This window comes from Paramuribaculum intestinale (assembly GCF_003024925.1).
Classification (GTDB): domain Bacteria; phylum Bacteroidota; class Bacteroidia; order Bacteroidales; family Muribaculaceae; genus Paramuribaculum; species Paramuribaculum intestinale.
Map to the genome: position 1 here is coordinate 1 of NZ_PUED01000036.1, position 17,530 is coordinate 17,530.

13 protein-coding genes are annotated in these 17,530 nt (G+C 52.5%); 12 read left to right on the plus strand and 1 reads right to left on the minus strand.

The genetic code is table 11. The annotated features are described in order from the left end of the window. The 12 genes from C5O24_RS13945 to C5O24_RS04425 form a co-directional block, all read left to right on the plus strand. On the plus strand, window positions 1–201 hold a 201-nt coding region (locus C5O24_RS13945), incomplete at its 5' end, for a hypothetical protein (protein ID WP_161553801.1). Between the two features lie 35 nt (window positions 202–236). Beyond that, a complete protein-coding gene (locus C5O24_RS04375; RefSeq protein WP_107681512.1) occupies window positions 237–506 on the plus strand; it encodes a hypothetical protein in 270 nt (89 codons plus the stop codon). 28 nt (window positions 507–534) lie between these two features. Then, entirely contained in the window at window positions 535–1,155 is a 621-nt protein-coding gene (locus C5O24_RS04380) for a LysO family transporter (RefSeq protein ID WP_107035840.1), read from the plus strand. Between the two features lie 165 nt (window positions 1,156–1,320). Further along, entirely contained in the window at window positions 1,321–6,630 is a 5,310-nt protein-coding gene (locus tag C5O24_RS04385; protein ID WP_107035839.1) for a DUF4011 domain-containing protein, read from the plus strand. A gap of 196 nt (window positions 6,631–6,826) precedes the next feature. Then, on the plus strand, window positions 6,827–7,993 hold the full coding sequence (locus tag C5O24_RS04390; protein ID WP_107681513.1) for a 1-deoxy-D-xylulose-5-phosphate reductoisomerase: 1,167 nt from the start codon (window positions 6,827–6,829) through the stop codon (window positions 7,991–7,993). A gap of 25 nt (window positions 7,994–8,018) precedes the next feature. After that, window positions 8,019–9,383 carry an RIP metalloprotease RseP gene (gene rseP / locus C5O24_RS04395; RefSeq protein WP_107035837.1) on the plus strand — a complete coding sequence of 455 codons (1,365 nt, stop codon included), beginning with the start codon at window positions 8,019–8,021 and terminating at the stop codon, window positions 9,381–9,383. Between the two features lie 21 nt (window positions 9,384–9,404). Next, entirely contained in the window at window positions 9,405–10,592 is a 1,188-nt protein-coding gene (locus C5O24_RS04400) for a class I SAM-dependent rRNA methyltransferase (RefSeq protein WP_107035836.1), read from the plus strand. A 26-nt stretch (window positions 10,593–10,618) separates the two neighbouring features. Beyond that, a complete protein-coding gene (locus C5O24_RS04405; RefSeq protein WP_107035860.1) occupies window positions 10,619–12,619 on the plus strand; it encodes a dipeptidyl-peptidase 3 family protein in 2,001 nt (666 codons plus the stop codon). Between the two features lie 286 nt (window positions 12,620–12,905). Beyond that, window positions 12,906–13,616 (plus strand): two-component system response regulator PhoB, encoded by a 711-nt coding sequence (gene phoB, locus C5O24_RS04410; protein WP_107035835.1) that lies wholly within the window; start codon window positions 12,906–12,908, stop codon window positions 13,614–13,616. Next, complete coding sequence (locus C5O24_RS04415) at window positions 13,594–15,054, plus strand: sensor histidine kinase (RefSeq protein WP_107035834.1); 1,461 nt, start codon at window positions 13,594–13,596, stop codon at window positions 15,052–15,054. The genes phoB and C5O24_RS04415 overlap by 23 nt, the downstream gene beginning before the upstream one ends. A gap of 9 nt (window positions 15,055–15,063) precedes the next feature. Continuing rightward, window positions 15,064–16,542 (plus strand): Y-family DNA polymerase, encoded by a 1,479-nt coding sequence (locus tag C5O24_RS04420; RefSeq protein ID WP_107035833.1) that lies wholly within the window; start codon window positions 15,064–15,066, stop codon window positions 16,540–16,542. Then, window positions 16,535–16,987 (plus strand): hypothetical protein, encoded by a 453-nt coding sequence (locus tag C5O24_RS04425; protein ID WP_107035832.1) that lies wholly within the window; start codon window positions 16,535–16,537, stop codon window positions 16,985–16,987. Before C5O24_RS04420 ends, C5O24_RS04425 begins: the two co-directional genes overlap by 8 nt. A gap of 104 nt (window positions 16,988–17,091) precedes the next feature. On the opposite strand, the gene rplT is transcribed toward C5O24_RS04425, so the two are convergent. Next, the gene (gene rplT / locus C5O24_RS04430; protein WP_107035831.1) at window positions 17,092–17,442 is read right to left on the minus strand and encodes a 50S ribosomal protein L20; all 351 of its coding nucleotides are present in this window, start codon (window positions 17,440–17,442) and stop codon (window positions 17,092–17,094) included. Window positions 17,443–17,530 lie beyond the last annotated feature (88 nt).

The window sequence follows — 17,530 nt, forward strand, 5'->3', positions numbered from 1 at the left end:
ATTCTGGAAAATCCCGATGGCACAGCGCGTTATGGCCGCAGATTTGGCACAGCACACTTTTTCGGCGAATCAGCCCTGGCATTCACTTTGCCTTTCGCCACATTGAGCGCATATGCCAATTATTGCTCATATCCGGCACGCAACTGGAATTTCGGCATCTCACTCGGGCTGTTTGTGCTCGCGCCTCGGTTTCTTCACTGATTTTTCGTAATTTTGCCGAAAACTCCATTCTGATCATGATTGAAATTATCGGCATTCTGGCTGCCGGCATCCTTGTCGGCAGGATATGGCGAAGTAATGCATGGCCGTCGAAAATCGCCGGACTGGTCACCGTGACAGTGTGCATATTGGTATTTGTGCTCGGATTTACAGTCGGAGCGGCTCCTGCCGTCAACAACGATCTGGCGGGAGTTATGGCCGATGCCGTGACGCTGACAGCACTCGGACTGGCCGGCAGCTTCACGGCTGTATTCATCCTGAAAAAATCATTACGCAAAGGTCGTTGATCCGCCTATTTATATCCATATAATAGTCATGAAGGGTAGTATTATAGTGCTTCTGTGCTTTATTGCCGGATGGATCACAGGGAGCTTGACCGGTGTCATCGATGGATTCCATAGCTTGTCGATTTGGCTATTGTATTTTCTGATGTTTCAGGTAGGACTTGGCATCGGAACCAATCCCGACCTGGGACGCATGCTCCGTTCGCTGCGTATGACCGACGTGCTTTTGCCGGTCGCCACAATGTGCGGCACACTGATTTTCACCGCTGTCGGTTCGTTTTTCATAAGCCGTTGGAATATGGCTGAATGTCTGGCCGTCAACAGTGCCTGCGGATATTATTCGCTATCTTCCATACTCGTATCCCAACTCAAAGAACCCTCTCTCGGCGTCGCCATAGCCACCCAGCTCGGCACTGTGGCTCTGCTCGCCAACATTTTCCGCGAACTGACAACGCTTGTCGGCGCCCCCTTGATCCGGAGATGGTTAGGTCCGGAGGCCGTCATTTCTTCCGCGGGAGTGACATCGGTCGACGTATGTCTTCCGGCCATACGCCGATGGTGTGGCCCATCCTATATTCCCTCGGCGATCATACACGGAGTGCTGATCGACATATCCACTCCTTTTTTCATATCTTTTTTCTGCTCCATCTGATTGCTGCCACATTTTCGATTGTCCGAAGCATAGTTTTCAAAAAAAACGTGTAAATTTGCATATATAAGAATTTGCTGAGTTTGGTCCTGCCACTACTATATATCGCATTATTGCAGAACCGGTCCTGGCTTTTTTTATAAACATCAGATTCAAGCATATATCCCAATGAACCCACTTCAGATCAGCGTCGACTATCTTCAGACAGCCAATTATGCGCTGTTTCACAACCATATCCCCGTATGCCACGCTATAGAGCTGACCAATATATCGGAGCGACCGGTCGACGGAATCACAGTGTCATGCACCGGAGAATTCATATCACGCTATGACAGCGAAACCATAGCCGGGATCAACCCCGGGGAAACCGTCAGGATAGGCACATTCAGCATTATTCCCGAAGCGTCCGAGCTTGCTTCAATCACTGAACGAGTCGTGACAGAGTTCACTCTGACTGTTACAAGCCGCGGAGCTGTCATCTGCGAAGGAAAACACGTCATCGAACTTATGCCCTACGATCACTGGACCGGAATAAGAACGCTTCCGCAGACGATCGCCTCATTCATAACACCAAATCACCCGGCCATCAACAGCATCGTGCTGAAAAGCGCCGAAATGCTGAAACGACTCACCGGGTCATCATCGCTCAATGAATATCAGACCGGCGATTGTAACGACGTGCGTCAGCAGGTGGCAGCAGTATTCGCCGCCATACATGGACTCGGCATAGTCTATCGCGGAGTGCCTGCCAGCTATGAGGCTGTCGGACAACGCATCACAATGCCGGATCAAGTCGTGGCCACTAAAATCGCCAACTGCATAGAATTGACACTGCTTATGGCCACTGTACTGGAAGCCATAGGCATCAATTGCGTGATCATATTTCAAAAAGGCCATGCATATCTCGGCGTATGGCTTGTCAACGACTGTTACCCGTGCAGCGTATGCGACGATCCGTCATATATAGAAAAAAAATGTTCGTGTGGCATCGACGAGATGCTTGTGATTGAATGCACACATGCCTTACATGAAAACGCTTCATTCGGGCAGGCTGTCAAGATGGCCGACGCCAACCTCGCACAATACAACATGTTTGAGCTGTTTGTTGATATCAAGAGAAGCCGCCTCGAACGGATATTGCCACTCCCATCCAGAATAGAGAACAACGGTGCATGGAGCTTCGACAACACCGGTGTAGAGCATGACTCATGTCTGCTTGATGTAAAGGAGCATGACCGGTTTGATCTGAGCCGGCTTGCCAACACCGGCAAAGAACTGACTAAATTCGATATGTGGGAACGCAAGCTTCTTGACTTCTCGCTGCGCAACACTCTTCTCAATCTGTCATTCCGCCGACGGTCTATACAATTGATCTCTTTCGATATCGACAGAATAGAGGATCATCTTCACGATGGAAAGGAATACTGTATCAAGTCGAAACCTGACACTGAATTACCCATGCCGCCGGCCGACTACGGATTTGTCAGATCGAAACTGTTCGAACCGCTTCATGATCTTATTCATGATGACATCGAGCACCATCATCTGCTCCACACTTTCCTAGCCGAAGCGGAAACTGTAAGCATTCTCAAGCATATCTATCGTACAGCACGCAATACAATAGAAGAGACCGGTGCCAATCCGCTGTATCTCGCTATCGGAGCGCTGCGGTGGTTTGAAACACCCAAGTCCACGATTCCGCGCTATGCGCCCTTGCTGTTGCTCCCGGTAGAGATGGTCTACAAAAAGAGCAATTATTATATTCGCACACGCGAAGAAGACATTTCGCTCAATATCACATTGATGGAATTTCTGCGTCAGAACTACGACATAACCATCGACGGTCTGCACACATTGCCTGCCGACAATAGCGGCGTCGATGTAAGGATGATATTCGCCATCATACGTGACGCGCTTAAAGAGCAGAAAGGATGGGATGTGGAAGAAGAATGCCTGCTCGGAAATTTCTCGTTCAGCAAGTTCCTGATGTGGAACGACATCCATACCCATCGCGAGCAGCTTGCGCAGAATGACATCATCAATAGCCTGCTTGCCAACCGACTGACTTGGACTCCCACGCCCGCAGCGACGGATCTTAAAAATATCGACCAAAGTGTCCCACCGACAGATCTGGTGCTCCCCGTATCGGCCGATTCCTCACAGATCGCGGCCGTCATTGAAGGGAGCAATGGCAATTCGTTCATACTCTACGGACCTCCCGGAACCGGTAAGTCGCAGACCATCACCAATCTGATAGCCAACGCACTTTACCAGGGCAAACGGGTGCTGTTCGTCGCCGAGAAAATGGCGGCGCTGAGTGTCGTGCAGAAACGTCTGGCCGACATAGGTCTTGATCCGTTCTGCCTCGAACTTCACTCCAATAAATCCACCAAACGCCATGTGCTGCAGCAATTGGAAAAAGCTCTGAAAGTGGTCCATATAGTTGCACCGGCAGAATTTACCGACCGGGCCGACAGGCTTTTTGCCCGACGGAAGGAGCTTATAGCATATATTGACGCACTCCACACTCCGGACACGATCGACGGGCTGTCGCTCTACGACTGCATAATCAGATACGAAGAGATCGGAAGCGAACCGCTTGAAGGATTCGTTTTTGACGACAATCTCGATGCGCTGCTGCAGAAAGAAGGAGTCAAAGGGATTGAAGATCTGCTGGGAGGTGATTTTGAAGCCGTACTTAAACTTGTCGGACAGCCGTCAGAACACCCCCTTAACGGACTTTGTATTGACCGCGACATGGTCATAGACAGAAATGAAGCAACCCGACGCATGGCCGACGATGCTCTCACGATCACAACGCTCCGTAAGGAGGCCGGCACCCTTTCCGACACAAAAGCATTACGCGAACGGCTGCTTCGCGACAATCTGCCGGCCATATTCAGCGAAGATCCTGCCACACTCCACCGCGAATGGCGGAGAGCCAAGTCAAAATGGTTTATTCCGCGTATGTTCGCCAAACGCAGTTTCATCAACTATCTCCGGCAGTTCAACGAATTCATCACTGTCGACGAAGTGGATCAGCTTATCGAAAATCTCACCGCATACCGGCGGCAGCATGAGAAGATCGACGACCTGAGGCATATACTCCGCCGCCACCTCAACATTGACATTCCCGAGGATGAAATGCCCGATATTTCGCTTCTCGACCGAGCGTCTGAACAGCTTGGGCGATGGTCGAGCCACCCGGAACTGATGCGCGACTGGTTTCACTGGTCGGAATACGGCGACCGGCTCAAAACTATGGGACTCGGATGCGTGGTCGACGTATTGGCTACACGCTCATGCGACATCAGCGCCCTCAGGAACGCATTTCTTAAGGCTCTTTTCAAGTACAAGACCGACGTGAAAATTAAAGGATCGGACACCCTTGCCACTTTCGAAGGGATGCTCTTCGACGAAAAAATAGCTTCCTACCGGCGTCTGACCGACGAATTCCAGACCATCACACGCAAGGAGCTATATGCCCGGCTTGCAGCCGGAATTCCACGGATGACCGACAACACTCCCGGCAGCAGCGAGATCGGGCTTCTCAACCGCAACATAAGCAATGGAGGCCGCGGGCAGTCGCTGCGCGACCTTTTCGACCAGCTGCCCACACTGATGCCGCGACTGTGTCCATGTATGCTCATGAGTCCGATGAGCGTGGCACAATATATCGATCTGTCGGCCGACAAATTTGACCTCGTGATATTCGATGAAGCGTCGCAGATGCCCACAAGCGAGGCTGTCGGAGCTATCGCGCGCGGCAATGCGCTGATTGTGGTCGGCGACCCGAAACAGATGCCCCCCACAAGCTATTTTGCCAACACTGTTGAAGCCGAGGACGCAGGCATTGACGATATGGAAAGCATTCTTGAGGACTGCCGGACACTCGACATGCCCTCTCTGCAGCTTTCATGGCACTACCGCTCACGTCATGAAAGCCTGATCGCTTTCTCCAACAATGAATATTATGACGGCTCGCTCATCACATTCCCTTCCGTCGACGACAGAGCCACCAAAGTGCATTATGTGCCGGTGACTGGATGCTACGACAAAGGTGGCTCGCGAAGCAACAGAGCCGAGGCTGAGTCCATTGTCAGCGAGATCGTGCGGCGTATTGATGATGAGGCCCTGCGCCGATACAGCATCGGGGTCATAGCCTTCAATGTGATGCAGCAGGGACTTATTGAGGATCTTCTGCAGGAACGTTTCGATCGCGACAGATCGCTGCAGGAACTGGCCTCATCCATGCCTGAACCTATCTTTGTGAAGAATCTGGAAAACGTTCAGGGCGACGAGCGCGACGTGATACTCTTCTCCATCGGCTACGGACCCGACCGGGAGGGACGTATCTCCATGAATTTCGGACCGCTCAACAATGCCGGAGGCGAACGCCGGCTGAATGTGGCTGTGAGCCGTGCCCGTCATGAAATGTATATATTCTCCACCCTCAAATCGTCCGACATAGACCTGCGGCGATCCAAGGCACGCGGCGTGGAAGGACTGAAACACTTCCTGCAATATGCCGAAACACAGGCATTGCCATCCACTATACTTACAAGTGCCGGACATCAGCGCACACTGATAGCCCGACAGATAGCGGACGAACTCCGTAAACGCGGATATGCCGTCGCCACCGACGTCGGCCGTTCACGGTTCCGTATCGACGTGGCCGTATGCAACCCCGATAGCCTCGGAGTCTACGACCTCGGAATACTGCTCGACGGAGAGGCATACCGCGACACCCACACCACACGCGACCGCGAAATAGTGCAGCCCGCCGTGCTTACGGCTCTCGACTGGAAGATAATGCGGGTATGGAGTGTCGACTGGTTCAACAACAGGGAGCGGGTGATCGACCGGATCATTGAGAAAATCAACACACAGTCCGGCTCCGTCGCTACTCCTTCTCTCAAGCCCGCATTCGACATTTCGGCCGAGCAGATCGAAAAAAAGAAATCAGCCGCTAAAAAATATGTCAGATACTTTGCTGGCATTGACGAGGCGATCAACATGCCTGATGCTGAGCTGATGCACAACATCATATCCATCGAACAACCGATCTGTTTCACTTATCTCTGCCGCCGCATCTCCAGTCTGCGCAATATTCCGCGTATGTCGCAGGCAATGGTCAGAAATCTCCGGATTCAGACCGATCGGTTCTATACCGACAACAGCGACGCATTGTGGATCAGCCCCGATGACAGCCATGAGTATGTATGGTACCGTTACGATTCCGGACGTGACATTTCGGATATCCCCGATGTGGAGCTGGCCAACGTCGCTACCGAAGTGCTGACCGAACAGGTGGCGATAAACACCGTCGACCTGATATTCATGGCGTCGAGAAAACTCGGTTTCTCACGTCGCAGCACAAATATCGACGCTGCATTCCAAAGAGTGCTGACCGATATGAAATCGTCGGACACAATCGAATATGTCGGAGAAAACATCAGGTTGAAGACACGCCAGTAAACAATCGATACAACAGTAATTCAGCATCATACAACCACCAAAGTCATCATTGGCAGCCGTGTTTTTCGTCACTTTGCTGCAGAATCCGGCGTTTTTGCGTAACTTTGCAGTAATAAGTGACTCGCAAAAAGCGCCGCAGCAGGCCACGGGTTACTGATATAAAAACTATTTTAGAGAGTTACTTATTGACCTTAAAGTGACACAGACAATAAAAAACATAGCGATAATAGGTTCCACCGGATCGATAGGCACACAGACGCTCGACATAGCACGCCAGTGCCCCGACCGGTTCAAGGTGACGGTGCTCGCTGCCGGCACGCGCGTGAACGATCTGATCGAACAGGCTCGCATACACCGACCCGCACTGGCTATAATTGCCGACCAAAGCAAGTACGCCGAACTGCGCGACGCCCTCTCTCCACTTGGTATAGCCACCGCTGCAGGAGCGAAGGCCATCGCCGACGCCATGGAGCGTGACGACTTCTCCACTGTGGTCACCGCCACGGTAGGCTACAGCGGACTCGAACCTACCATCAGAGCTATCCGCGCCGGCAAAGACATCGCATTGGCCAACAAAGAGACACTCGTTGTGGCAGGTGAACTGATCGACCGGTTGCTCTCAGCATCCGCGAGCCGGATCCTGCCTGTGGATTCGGAGCATTCGGCCATCTACCAGTGTCTGGTGGGAGAAGATCCCGCCACTGTCGACCGTCTGATAATAACCGCCTCCGGCGGACCGTTCCGCAACCACACCAAAGAGCAGCTCGCCGATGTAACCGTGGCCGACGCCCTTCGTCATCCCAACTGGAGCATGGGCAACAAGATCACCATAGACTCGGCGACAATGATGAACAAGGCGTTTGAGATCATAGAAGCACGATGGCTCTTCGGACTCGAAGCTGACCGTATCGAACCTGTGGTACATCCGCAGAGCATCATCCACTCCATGGTACAGTTCTGCGACGGCGCAGTAAAGGCACAGCTTGGCATACCCGACATGCATCTGCCAATCCGTTATGCGCTTGGCGACGCCACACGTATCGACAGCCACGAACGACGGCTCAGAATCGAGGATTATGCTGCGCTGACATTCTTCCGGCCCGACATGTCGAAATTTCCTTGCCTCGGACTGGCTTACACCGCTCTTGAGCACGGAGGCACCGCCGCTTGCGCCATCAATGCAGCCAATGAAGTGGCTGTAGCGGCATTCCTGGCCGGGCGCATCCGGTTTACCGACATTTATCAGGTCATCGAACAGACCCGCATGGCCACCACATTTGTACCCGCCCCCGGCTACGATGACTACGTAGCTGTCAACAGCGAGGCGAGAGCCAAAGCCGACGAAATAATAAAAACACTCTAAGTCACATACTATACTCTGACATAAAATGGAATCATTTCTCATCAAAGCGGCACAGCTCATTGTGGCACTGGCCTTTCTGGTCATCATACATGAGTGCGGCCACTATATCTTCGCACGCATTTTCGGCATAAAGGTCGAGAAATTCTATCTGTTTTTCAATCCGTGGTTCTCGCTTGTGAAGTGGAAACCGCGCCAAAAAGACCGCGCGACCGACGCACAAGCCAATGAAAAGCCCTCCTGGCGCGACACTGAGTATGGCATCGGATGGCTGCCGCTCGGAGGTTATGTGAAGATCGCCGGAATGATCGACGAATCGATGGACAAAGAACAGATGGCACAACCCGAAAAACCATGGGAATTCCGGGCTAAACCGGCATGGCAGCGTCTGCTTGTGATGCTTGGCGGCGTAATGTTCAATTTCATTCTGGCCATCATCATATATGCCGGCATAGCATGGCACTGGGGATCAGCCTACATACCTCTGCAGGAAGCCTATGAAGGCATGGACTTCGTAGAGGAAGCCCGGACTATCGGGTTCCGCAACGGCGACATCCCTCTTAAAGCCGACGGCAAAGAGATCGACTCATCCACAGGTGACTTCGCCTACGTAATAGCCTCGGCATCGAAAGTCGATGTGCTCCGCGACCATCGCGACACAGTAAGCATCGCCATACCCGAAAACTTCATTCTGAAGATCAACGAACGCGGAGGATTCATGTCGTTCCGTGTGCCGGCATTTGTCGGCCGACTGCAACCCGGTGGCCCCGCCGCCGAAGCAGGCATCAGGGAGGGCGACCGTATCATCGCCGTTGACTCCACCGCTACTCCGGCCTTTACCGAACTTGTTCCGGCGCTTCTCGCCAAAGCCGGCCGCAAGGCACAGATCACGCTGATGCGCGACGGACAGACCATGACTGTTGAAGCCACACCGACCGAAGGTGGCAAACTCGGCTTTCAGCTGAAGCCCATTACAGAAATTTACCCCACCGTTCGCCAGCATTTCAGTCTGTTCCAGTCATTCCCCAAAGGATGGGAAAACGGCACCGGAACTATGGCCAACTACGTCAGCTCCATGAAATACGTGTTCACATCCGAGGGTGCGCAGAGCATCGGCGGATTCGGAGCCATCGGCAGCCTGTTCCCTGAAAAATGGGACTGGTATGGATTCTGGCAGATAACGGCATTTCTTTCGGTAGCTCTTGCGTTCATGAACATAATTCCCATACCTGGACTTGATGGAGGCCACGTGATGTTCCTGCTCTACGAGATCATCTCGCGCCGCAAGCCCAATGAAAAAGTCATGGAATACGCACAATACGCCGGAATGCTGTTCCTCCTGCTGCTGCTCGTCTACGCCAACGGCAACGACATATTCCGTGCATTCAAATAAACCCACCCGATAATTTTGACAATGACCCGCTACAAGAACATAACTCTGCGCAAAGGCAAAGAGGAATCACTGCTCCGTTTCCACCCCTGGGTATTCTCCGGAGCCATCGACATACTGCCCGACGGCCTCGAAGAGGGCGATACGGTGACGGTGACTGCATCCGACGGCCGACTGCTCGGCACCGGACATTTTCAGATCGGATCCATCGCCGTCAGAATGCTGTCGTCGGCCGACGAACCTATCGACGAACCGTTCTACGCATCACGGCTCCGACAGGCCTGGATAATGCGAAAGACCATAGGCGTCATACGCCCCGACACCGATGCCTACAGACTCGTACACGGCGAAGGAGATTTCCTTCCGGGACTTGTAGTGGATGTCTATGGACCCACAGCTGTGGTGCAGGCCCACTCTCCTGCCATGCATTTTGCGCGCGACATCATAGCACGCGCTTTGGTGAGCCTGCCTGAAGCCGGTATATCCAACGTCTATTACAAATCCGAAACCACACTGCCGTTCAAAGCCCGCCTTGATCCGCAAAACGACTATATCATCGGAGCCTACGCCGGCAATGTAGCGACAGAAAACGGACTGAAATTCCATGTCGACTGGCTTAAGGGACAGAAAACCGGATTTTTCGTGGATCAGCGCGACAATCGTGCGCTGCTTGAAAGATATAGCGCCGGACGCCGTGTGCTAAACATGTTCTGCTACACCGGCGGATTTTCGGTCTACGCCATGCGCGGCGGAGCCTTGAGCGTCGACTCTGTCGACAGTTCGGCCAAAGCGGTCACACTGACCGATGCCAACATACATCTCAACTTTCCCGATGACACACGCCACCGCTCGCACGCCGAAGATGCATTCAAATTTCTTACCGATATGCCGCATGGAGCCTACGATCTGATAGTGCTTGATCCGCCGGCTTTCGCCAAACACCGCAGCGCCATACGCAATGCTTTGCGCGGCTATCAGAGGATCAACGCCAAGGCATTCGCCAAAATCGCCCTGGGAGGCATACTGTTCACATTTTCGTGCTCACAGGCCATCACCCGCGAACAGTTCAGGCTCGCGGTATTCTCGGCTGCAGCCGAGAGCCGGCGTAAAGTGAGAATACTGCATCAGCTCACACAGCCCGCCGACCATCCTGTCAATATATATCATCCCGAAGGCGAATACCTCAAAGGACTGATACTTTACGTCGAATAACCCCATCAATGTCAAATCTTACAATTATGGAAAAAATAAAAACCGCCACACTGGCAATAGCCATAGCCGCTTCATCGCTCGCATCTCCGGCCATGGCCGACGACTTCGATTATGTAGTCGACCGTTTTGCCGACATTCAGGTGCTCCGCTACAAAGTGCCCGACTTCGAATCACTGTCGCTTCGCCAGAAAATGCTCGTTTATCATCTGACCGAAGCCGCACTCGCCGGACGCGATATACTGTGGGATCAGAACAACCGATACAATCTCTCGCTCCGCCACCTGCTCGAAAACATTTACAGCAACTATGACGGCGACCGCAATTCGGACGATTACAAGGCGTTTGAAACATATCTCAAACAGGTATGGTTTGCCAACGGCAACCACCATCATTACTCCATGGACAAGTTCGTGCCCGCTTTCAGCCGCGACTTCATGGAAAAACAGATCGCCGCGCTGCCTGACGACAAACGACCAGCCGACAAGGATCAGCTGCTCCGCTACATATTCGATCCGGCGTTCATGCCTAAAAAAGTCAATCAGGTGGCCGGGGAGGATCTGATACTCACCTCAGCCGTAAATCTCTACGACGGAGTGACACAGGCCGAAGTGGAGCAATACTACGCCTCCCGCAAGGATTCGACCGACCTGACACCGGTAATGCACGGACTCAACACACGCGTGGTAAAGGACTCCGACGGTAAAATCGTGGAGCAGACCTACAAGATCGGAGGAGTCTATTCCGAAGCTATATCACGGATCGTCGATCAGCTCGAAAAAGCCCGTCAATATGCCGAAAACCCCGTTCAGGCATCGGTCATAGACAAGCTGATAGCCTACTATCGCTCGGGCGACCTCAAAGACTTTGACGAGTACTCCATACTATGGGTGGGCGATACCGATTCGCGTGTCGACTTCATCAACGGATTCATCGAAAGCTACGATGACCCTCTCGGCATGACCGGTTCATGGGAATCGATTGTCAACTTCAAGAATCTCGAAGCCTCACATCGCACCGAAGCCATCAGCTCCGATGCCCAGTGGTTTGAGGATCACTCGCCTGTCGATCCCCGCTTCCGCAAAGACAAAGTGCAGGGAGTGACTGCCAAAGTGATCACTGCCGCCATACTCGCCGGCGACTCATATCCGGCTACACCCATAGGCATCAACCTGCCCAACTCCAACTGGATACGCGCCAGCCACGGATCCAAGTCGGTGACAATCGAGAACATCACACAGGCCTACGACGCCGCATCGCACGGCAACGGCTTCAACGAGGAATTCGTGCCCGACACCGCCACAAGAGCGCTCATAGATAAGTATCTTTTTATTACCGACAATCTGCACACCGATCTGCACGAATGTCTGGGTCATGCATCTGGCCGACTGTTGCCCGGAGTGGATCCCGACGCCCTGAAAGCCCATGGCTCGACTCTCGAGGAAGCTCGCGCCGATCTCTTCGCCCTCTATTATCTGGCCGATCCCAAGCTTGTGGAACTCGGTCTGCTTGACAACCCCGACGCCTATAAAGCACAATATTATCACTATCTGCTCAACGGCCTCATGACACAGCTCATGCGCATCGAACCGGGCAAGGACGTGGAGGAAGCCCACATGCGCAACCGCAAGCTTATAAGCGAATGGGTGCTCGATCATGGAAAGGAAGCCAACGTCGCATCACTCGACAAGATCAACGGCAAGACCGTGCTCACGGTCAACGATTACGAAGCCCTGCGCCGACTGTTCGGAGAATTGCTCGGAGAAGTACAGCGCATCAAGAGCGAAGGTGACTACGAGGCGGGTGAAACACTCGTCGAAAAATACGCAGTGAAAGTCGACCCACAGCTCCACAAGGAGATCCTCGACCGCTACTCCAACCTCTCGATAGCACCCTATAAGGGATTTGTCAATCCTCGTTACGAAGTAGTGCGTGATGATGCCGGCAACCCTGTCGATGTGACGGTCACCTACACCGAACAGTATCCCGAACAAATGCTGCGCTACTCACGGCAGTACTCGACTCTCTGATCCATCGCACATCCGCTCGTGAGTGTGCGCCAAGCCGCTTTGCAAACAAAGCTGACATAAAAAAATGGTTTGTCATCCCGACAAACCATTTTTTTTAACCTTAAATCTAATACCATGAAAAAACACAGTGCAAATATAGTAATTATACTATCATAACACCACCATAGGAGAGTGGTTCGCGCATATCGCCGTTTTAACACACATTAACGCCGCCGATGCCTATATAATTAGTAACTTTACATCGCAAGAACGAAGCATTCACATCATCTATATTTCCTAAACGACAATGAACAACAGAATACTGGTAATAGACGACGAAGAATCACTCTGCGAAATACTCAAATTCAACCTTGAAAAAGAAGGATATGAGGTCAATTGCGCGTACAGTGCCGAAGAAGCGCTCACGCTTGACCTCTCGGTATATTCTCTGATGATTGTCGACATAATGATGGAACGGCTCAGCGGATTTGATTTTGCAAAACGCATCCGCAACAGCTCAGCCACCGAAACCACCCCCATTATATTCTGCTCGGCTCTCAACGGAGAAGACGACACCGTCATGGGGCTTAATATCGGCGCTGACGACTATATCACCAAACCTTTTGTCATAAGCGAGGTGCTTGCCCGCGTAAGAGCCGTGCTCCGTCGCAGCCAGTCCCACCGCCAGTGGACAATGTCGGCTCCCAAAAGCATCTACGAGCCCGACATCACATTCAACGGTCTGCGTATCGACCGCAACGAAAAACTATGCTATCTCAACAACCAGGAGATCAACCTGACCAAGACCGAATTTGACATACTGCTATTCCTTATATCCCACCGCAACCGCATCCACTCGCGCGAAGAGATAATACGCAATGTGTGGTCAAACGATGTCGTGGTCACCAACCGTACCATCGACACCAACATAGCCCGTCTGCGCAAAAAGATAGGAAGCTACGGCGACAACATCGTGACCCGTCTCGGTTTCGGATATGGCTTCAAAGAGACAGTTTAGTTACCGCTGGCGACTGTTCATCCCCATGCTGGTACTGATGTGGACCGGCATGCTCGTACTGCTGTATCAGCAGTATAAACATGAATCGGCCATACGCACCGAACAGATCAGCAAGGAACTGAAGTTTATCAACAGCCGCATCATCAATGCCTATAAAAACGACATTGACATGCGGCCGTTCATGAACTTCATCAACGACTACTTCGCCAACTCCATGTACGAAGGCATTTCGGTATGCGTCTACGACAAGGAGGGGCGACTGATCTACAATGCCGGCGACACACCCATCATACAGGACTTCTCGGAAGCCGCCGAACGCGCCGAATTCCGCGAAGCCGAAGCCACCGGCGAAGGATCAAACGAATATCAGGAAGACGACCAGTTCTTCTACTCCGCCGCACTGAAAAGCAACGACGGGAAGATCTACGTGCAGACTACCGTACCCTACACCATGACCATCGGCGAGGCCATCAGAGCCAATACCAACTTCTGGATCATATTTGTGATATTCGTGGCCATGGGAGGAATCTGCTACTTCTCCACACGATATCTGACAAAAAACATCGGACTACTGCGCGACTTCGCCACCAAAGCCGCCGACAACATCGAGACCGTCGACGAAACCGACTTCCCCCACGACGAACTCGGCGACATATCACGAAAGATCATCAAGCTCTACCGCGACAAAGCCGACGCTGTCAAGAAAAGCGAACGCGAGCACAAGATCGCCCTTCATGCAGTAGAGGAAAAAGCCCGCATAAAACGACAGCTCACCAACAACATCAACCACGAGCTGAAAACGCCTGTAGGAGTCATCAAAGGCTACCTCGACACCATCGCGTCAAACCCCGACATGGACACACCCACAAGGCAACGCTTCATAAGCCGCGCGCAGGACAACGTGGAACGCCTGTGCATCCTGCTCGGAGATGTATCCACCATGACACGCCTTGAAGAAGGCACTGGAAATATACCGGTAAAGGAAATCGACTTCCACGACATCGTTTTCACTATCGAAAACGACCTGACTGCATCAGGAATCAACGGCAACATGAAGTTCAGCTACAATCTGCCCCTCGACTGCATGATCAGAGGAAATGCCACTCTCCTCACCGGAATGATCTCCAACCTCATCAAAAACGCCGCTATCCACTCCGGCGGAACCGAAATGGGACTCGACCTGATAGTCGAATCCGAGCGCTACTACACATTCCGTTTCTACGACAACGGCACCGGTGTAGATCCGCAGCATCTGCCTCATCTCTTCGAACGTTTCTACCGGATCGATGCCGGACGCTCGCGCAAGGTCGGTGGGACAGGACTCGGACTGCCCATCGTCAAAAACACCGTCGAGGCTCTTGGGGGAAGCATTTCAGTACACAACGGCCCGATGGGCGGACTCGAATTCCTCTTCACATTAGAAAAATGGAAAGACTGACTTCGGACAATGGATCAGTCAGCGCGCCAATACATAGCTATTGACCTGAAATCGTTTTACGCATCAGTGGAATGCGTCGAACGAGGTCTTGACCCGCTCGACACAAATCTTGTCGTGGCCGACGCGAGTCGCACATCCAAGACCATATGTCTGGCAGTATCACCATCGCTAAAACGCCTCGGGCTGGGCGGACGGCCACGCCTGTTTGAAGTGGAACAGAAGGTCAGAGAAACCAACCGTAAGCGTACGGGCAGCGGATGTAGCGGACGGTCATATTCGGCCGCGAGACTTGACGCCGACCCCAGTCTCGCCGTAGACTACATCGTAGCGCCGCCGCGGATGGCACACTATATCGACTACAGCAGCCGTATCTACAGCATCTATCTGCGCCATGTGTCGCCCGATGACATGCACGTCTACTCTATCGACGAAGTGTTTATCGATGCCACCGACTACCTGCGCCTATACAATCTCACCGCTCACGATTTCGCCATGCGGATGATCCGGGAGGTGCTTGCCGCTACTGGCGTCACTGCCACCGCCGGAATAGGAACCAACATGTATCTGTGCAAGATAGCCATGGATATTGTAGCCAAGAAGATGGCGCCGGATGCCGACGGAGTCAGAATAGCCGAACTCGACGAATTTTCCTACCGGTCAATGCTTTGGGATCATAAACCCATAACCGATTTCTGGCGCATAGGCAGCGGCATCGCCCGCCGCCTGGCACCATACGGCATCGATACCATGGGCCAGATAGCCCGCATATCGCTTACCAACGAGAAGCTCTTCTACGACATGTTCGGTGTCAATGCCGAGCTGCTTATCGACCACGCCTGGGGATGGGAACCGGTGGAAATACGACATATTAAGGCCTACAGACCCGAAAGCCGATCCATAAGCAGCGGTCAGGTACTCACCTGCCCCTACGACACCGGCAAAGCGCGGATCGTGGTCAGAGAGATGGCCGATGCCATGGGGCTGAAACTTGTAGCCATGAAGATGGTCACAAGCCAGATCGTGCTCCACATAGGCTACGACGCCACATCGCCATATCAGAACCAATCTGACGACATTCCTGTCAAACGTGACAGATTTGGCCGTACGGTGCCTGTATCATCCCACGGCTCCACAACGTTTGCATATCCTACATCATCGTCCGAGGAAATCTCCACTGCCGCCGCGACACTCTACGATCGCATAGTGAGAAAGGATATGCTTGTCAGACGCATCACGATCACAGCAGCCGATATCACCGACGAATCACTGAAATCCAATGCCGGCGACAAAGCCATTCAGCTCGAGCTGTTCAGTCCGACGGATATAGAAGCCGGGATCATGCATCAGAAGCGTGAGCGATTGCTTCAGGAAGCTATGTTGAAAATAAAAAAAGCCTACGGAAAAAACTCCATATTAAAAGGACTCAACTTTGCCGAAGGTGCCACACAGCGGCTTCGCAACCGCCAGATAGGAGGACACCATGAATAAAGATAACAACCGACAAGACAATCCAACCGTCCACACCCTGCATGGTCATCCATATGCCGACATACTGTTCCGGCCACACCACGTCAGCCCGGTCCATCCGCAAATGTCCATGAGAGCGAGAGCCGCGCAGTTCGCTCCCTTTGCAGCTCTTCCCGGCCATAGCGACGTGCTGGAGGAAACAGCCCGATATACCGACCATCCTGATGATCTGGCCGACGACGAACGCGTATGGCTTGACAATGCGCTCGCGGCAATATTGGACTCACACTCGCGCAAAGCATCGATCACATATCTTGAGCCTGACAGTCACAAAAGCGGAGGCCGTATCGTGACCGTCAGCGACTCCATTATCTCGGTTGATCCTGTGCAACGTACTGTAAGGTTATCCAACGGAACCCGTATCGACATATCCATGATCCGCCACATCACTCCGATAGAACCATAAAACAGATGACGCCGCAATCATCAGACTGCGGCGTCATGCCTTATAAGTGTATTCACAACCGTAATTCACCGATCTTCACCGGCCATACGGCTTGAGGCTGCTGTTCAGGCGTTCTTCACCTTCTCTACGATAGCCTTGAATGCGGCGGGATTGTTGAGAGCGAGATCGGCAAGCACCTTGCGGTTGATCTCGATTCCGGCCTTATGGATAAGACCCATGAGCTTCGAGTAGCTGAGATCCTCCATGCGTGCGGCAGCGTTGATACGCTGGATCCAGAGAGCACGGAAATTGCCCTTCTTGTCCTTACGGTCGCGGTAAGCGTAGGTAAGACCTTTTTCCCAGGTGTTCTTGGCAACGGTCCACACATTGCGGCGGCAGCCAAAGTAACCGCGGGTGAGTTTTAAGATTTTCTTTCTGCGAGCTCTTGAAGCTACATGATTTACTGATCTTGGCATTTCTTTTGTCGTTTATTGGGTGTTAGCGCTCGTGCCCTATGCGCACGGGTCTTTTTTGCTAAACATCCGGTTAATAACTGTTATAAAG

Excerpts from the sequence above, each read along its gene's own strand:
- C5O24_RS04375 (WP_107681512.1), top strand. The coding sequence starts at position 237 with ATGATTGAAATTATCGGCATTCTGGCTGCCGGCATCCTTGTCGGCAGG.
- C5O24_RS04380 (WP_107035840.1), top strand. The coding sequence starts at position 535 with ATGAAGGGTAGTATTATAGTGCTTCTGTGCTTTATTGCCGGATGGATC.
- C5O24_RS04385 (WP_107035839.1), top strand. The coding sequence starts at position 1,321 with ATGAACCCACTTCAGATCAGCGTCGACTATCTTCAGACAGCCAATTAT.
- rseP (WP_107035837.1), top strand. The coding sequence starts at position 8,019 with ATGGAATCATTTCTCATCAAAGCGGCACAGCTCATTGTGGCACTGGCC.
- C5O24_RS04400 (WP_107035836.1), top strand. The coding sequence starts at position 9,405 with ATGACCCGCTACAAGAACATAACTCTGCGCAAAGGCAAAGAGGAATCA.
- C5O24_RS04405 (WP_107035860.1), top strand. The coding sequence starts at position 10,619 with ATGGAAAAAATAAAAACCGCCACACTGGCAATAGCCATAGCCGCTTCA.
- phoB (WP_107035835.1), top strand. The coding sequence starts at position 12,906 with ATGAACAACAGAATACTGGTAATAGACGACGAAGAATCACTCTGCGAA.
- C5O24_RS04415 (WP_107035834.1), top strand. The coding sequence starts at position 13,594 with ATGGCTTCAAAGAGACAGTTTAGTTACCGCTGGCGACTGTTCATCCCC.
- C5O24_RS04420 (WP_107035833.1), top strand. The coding sequence starts at position 15,064 with ATGGATCAGTCAGCGCGCCAATACATAGCTATTGACCTGAAATCGTTT.
- C5O24_RS04425 (WP_107035832.1), top strand. The coding sequence starts at position 16,535 with ATGAATAAAGATAACAACCGACAAGACAATCCAACCGTCCACACCCTG.
- rplT (WP_107035831.1), bottom strand. The coding sequence starts at position 17,442 with ATGCCAAGATCAGTAAATCATGTAGCTTCAAGAGCTCGCAGAAAGAAA.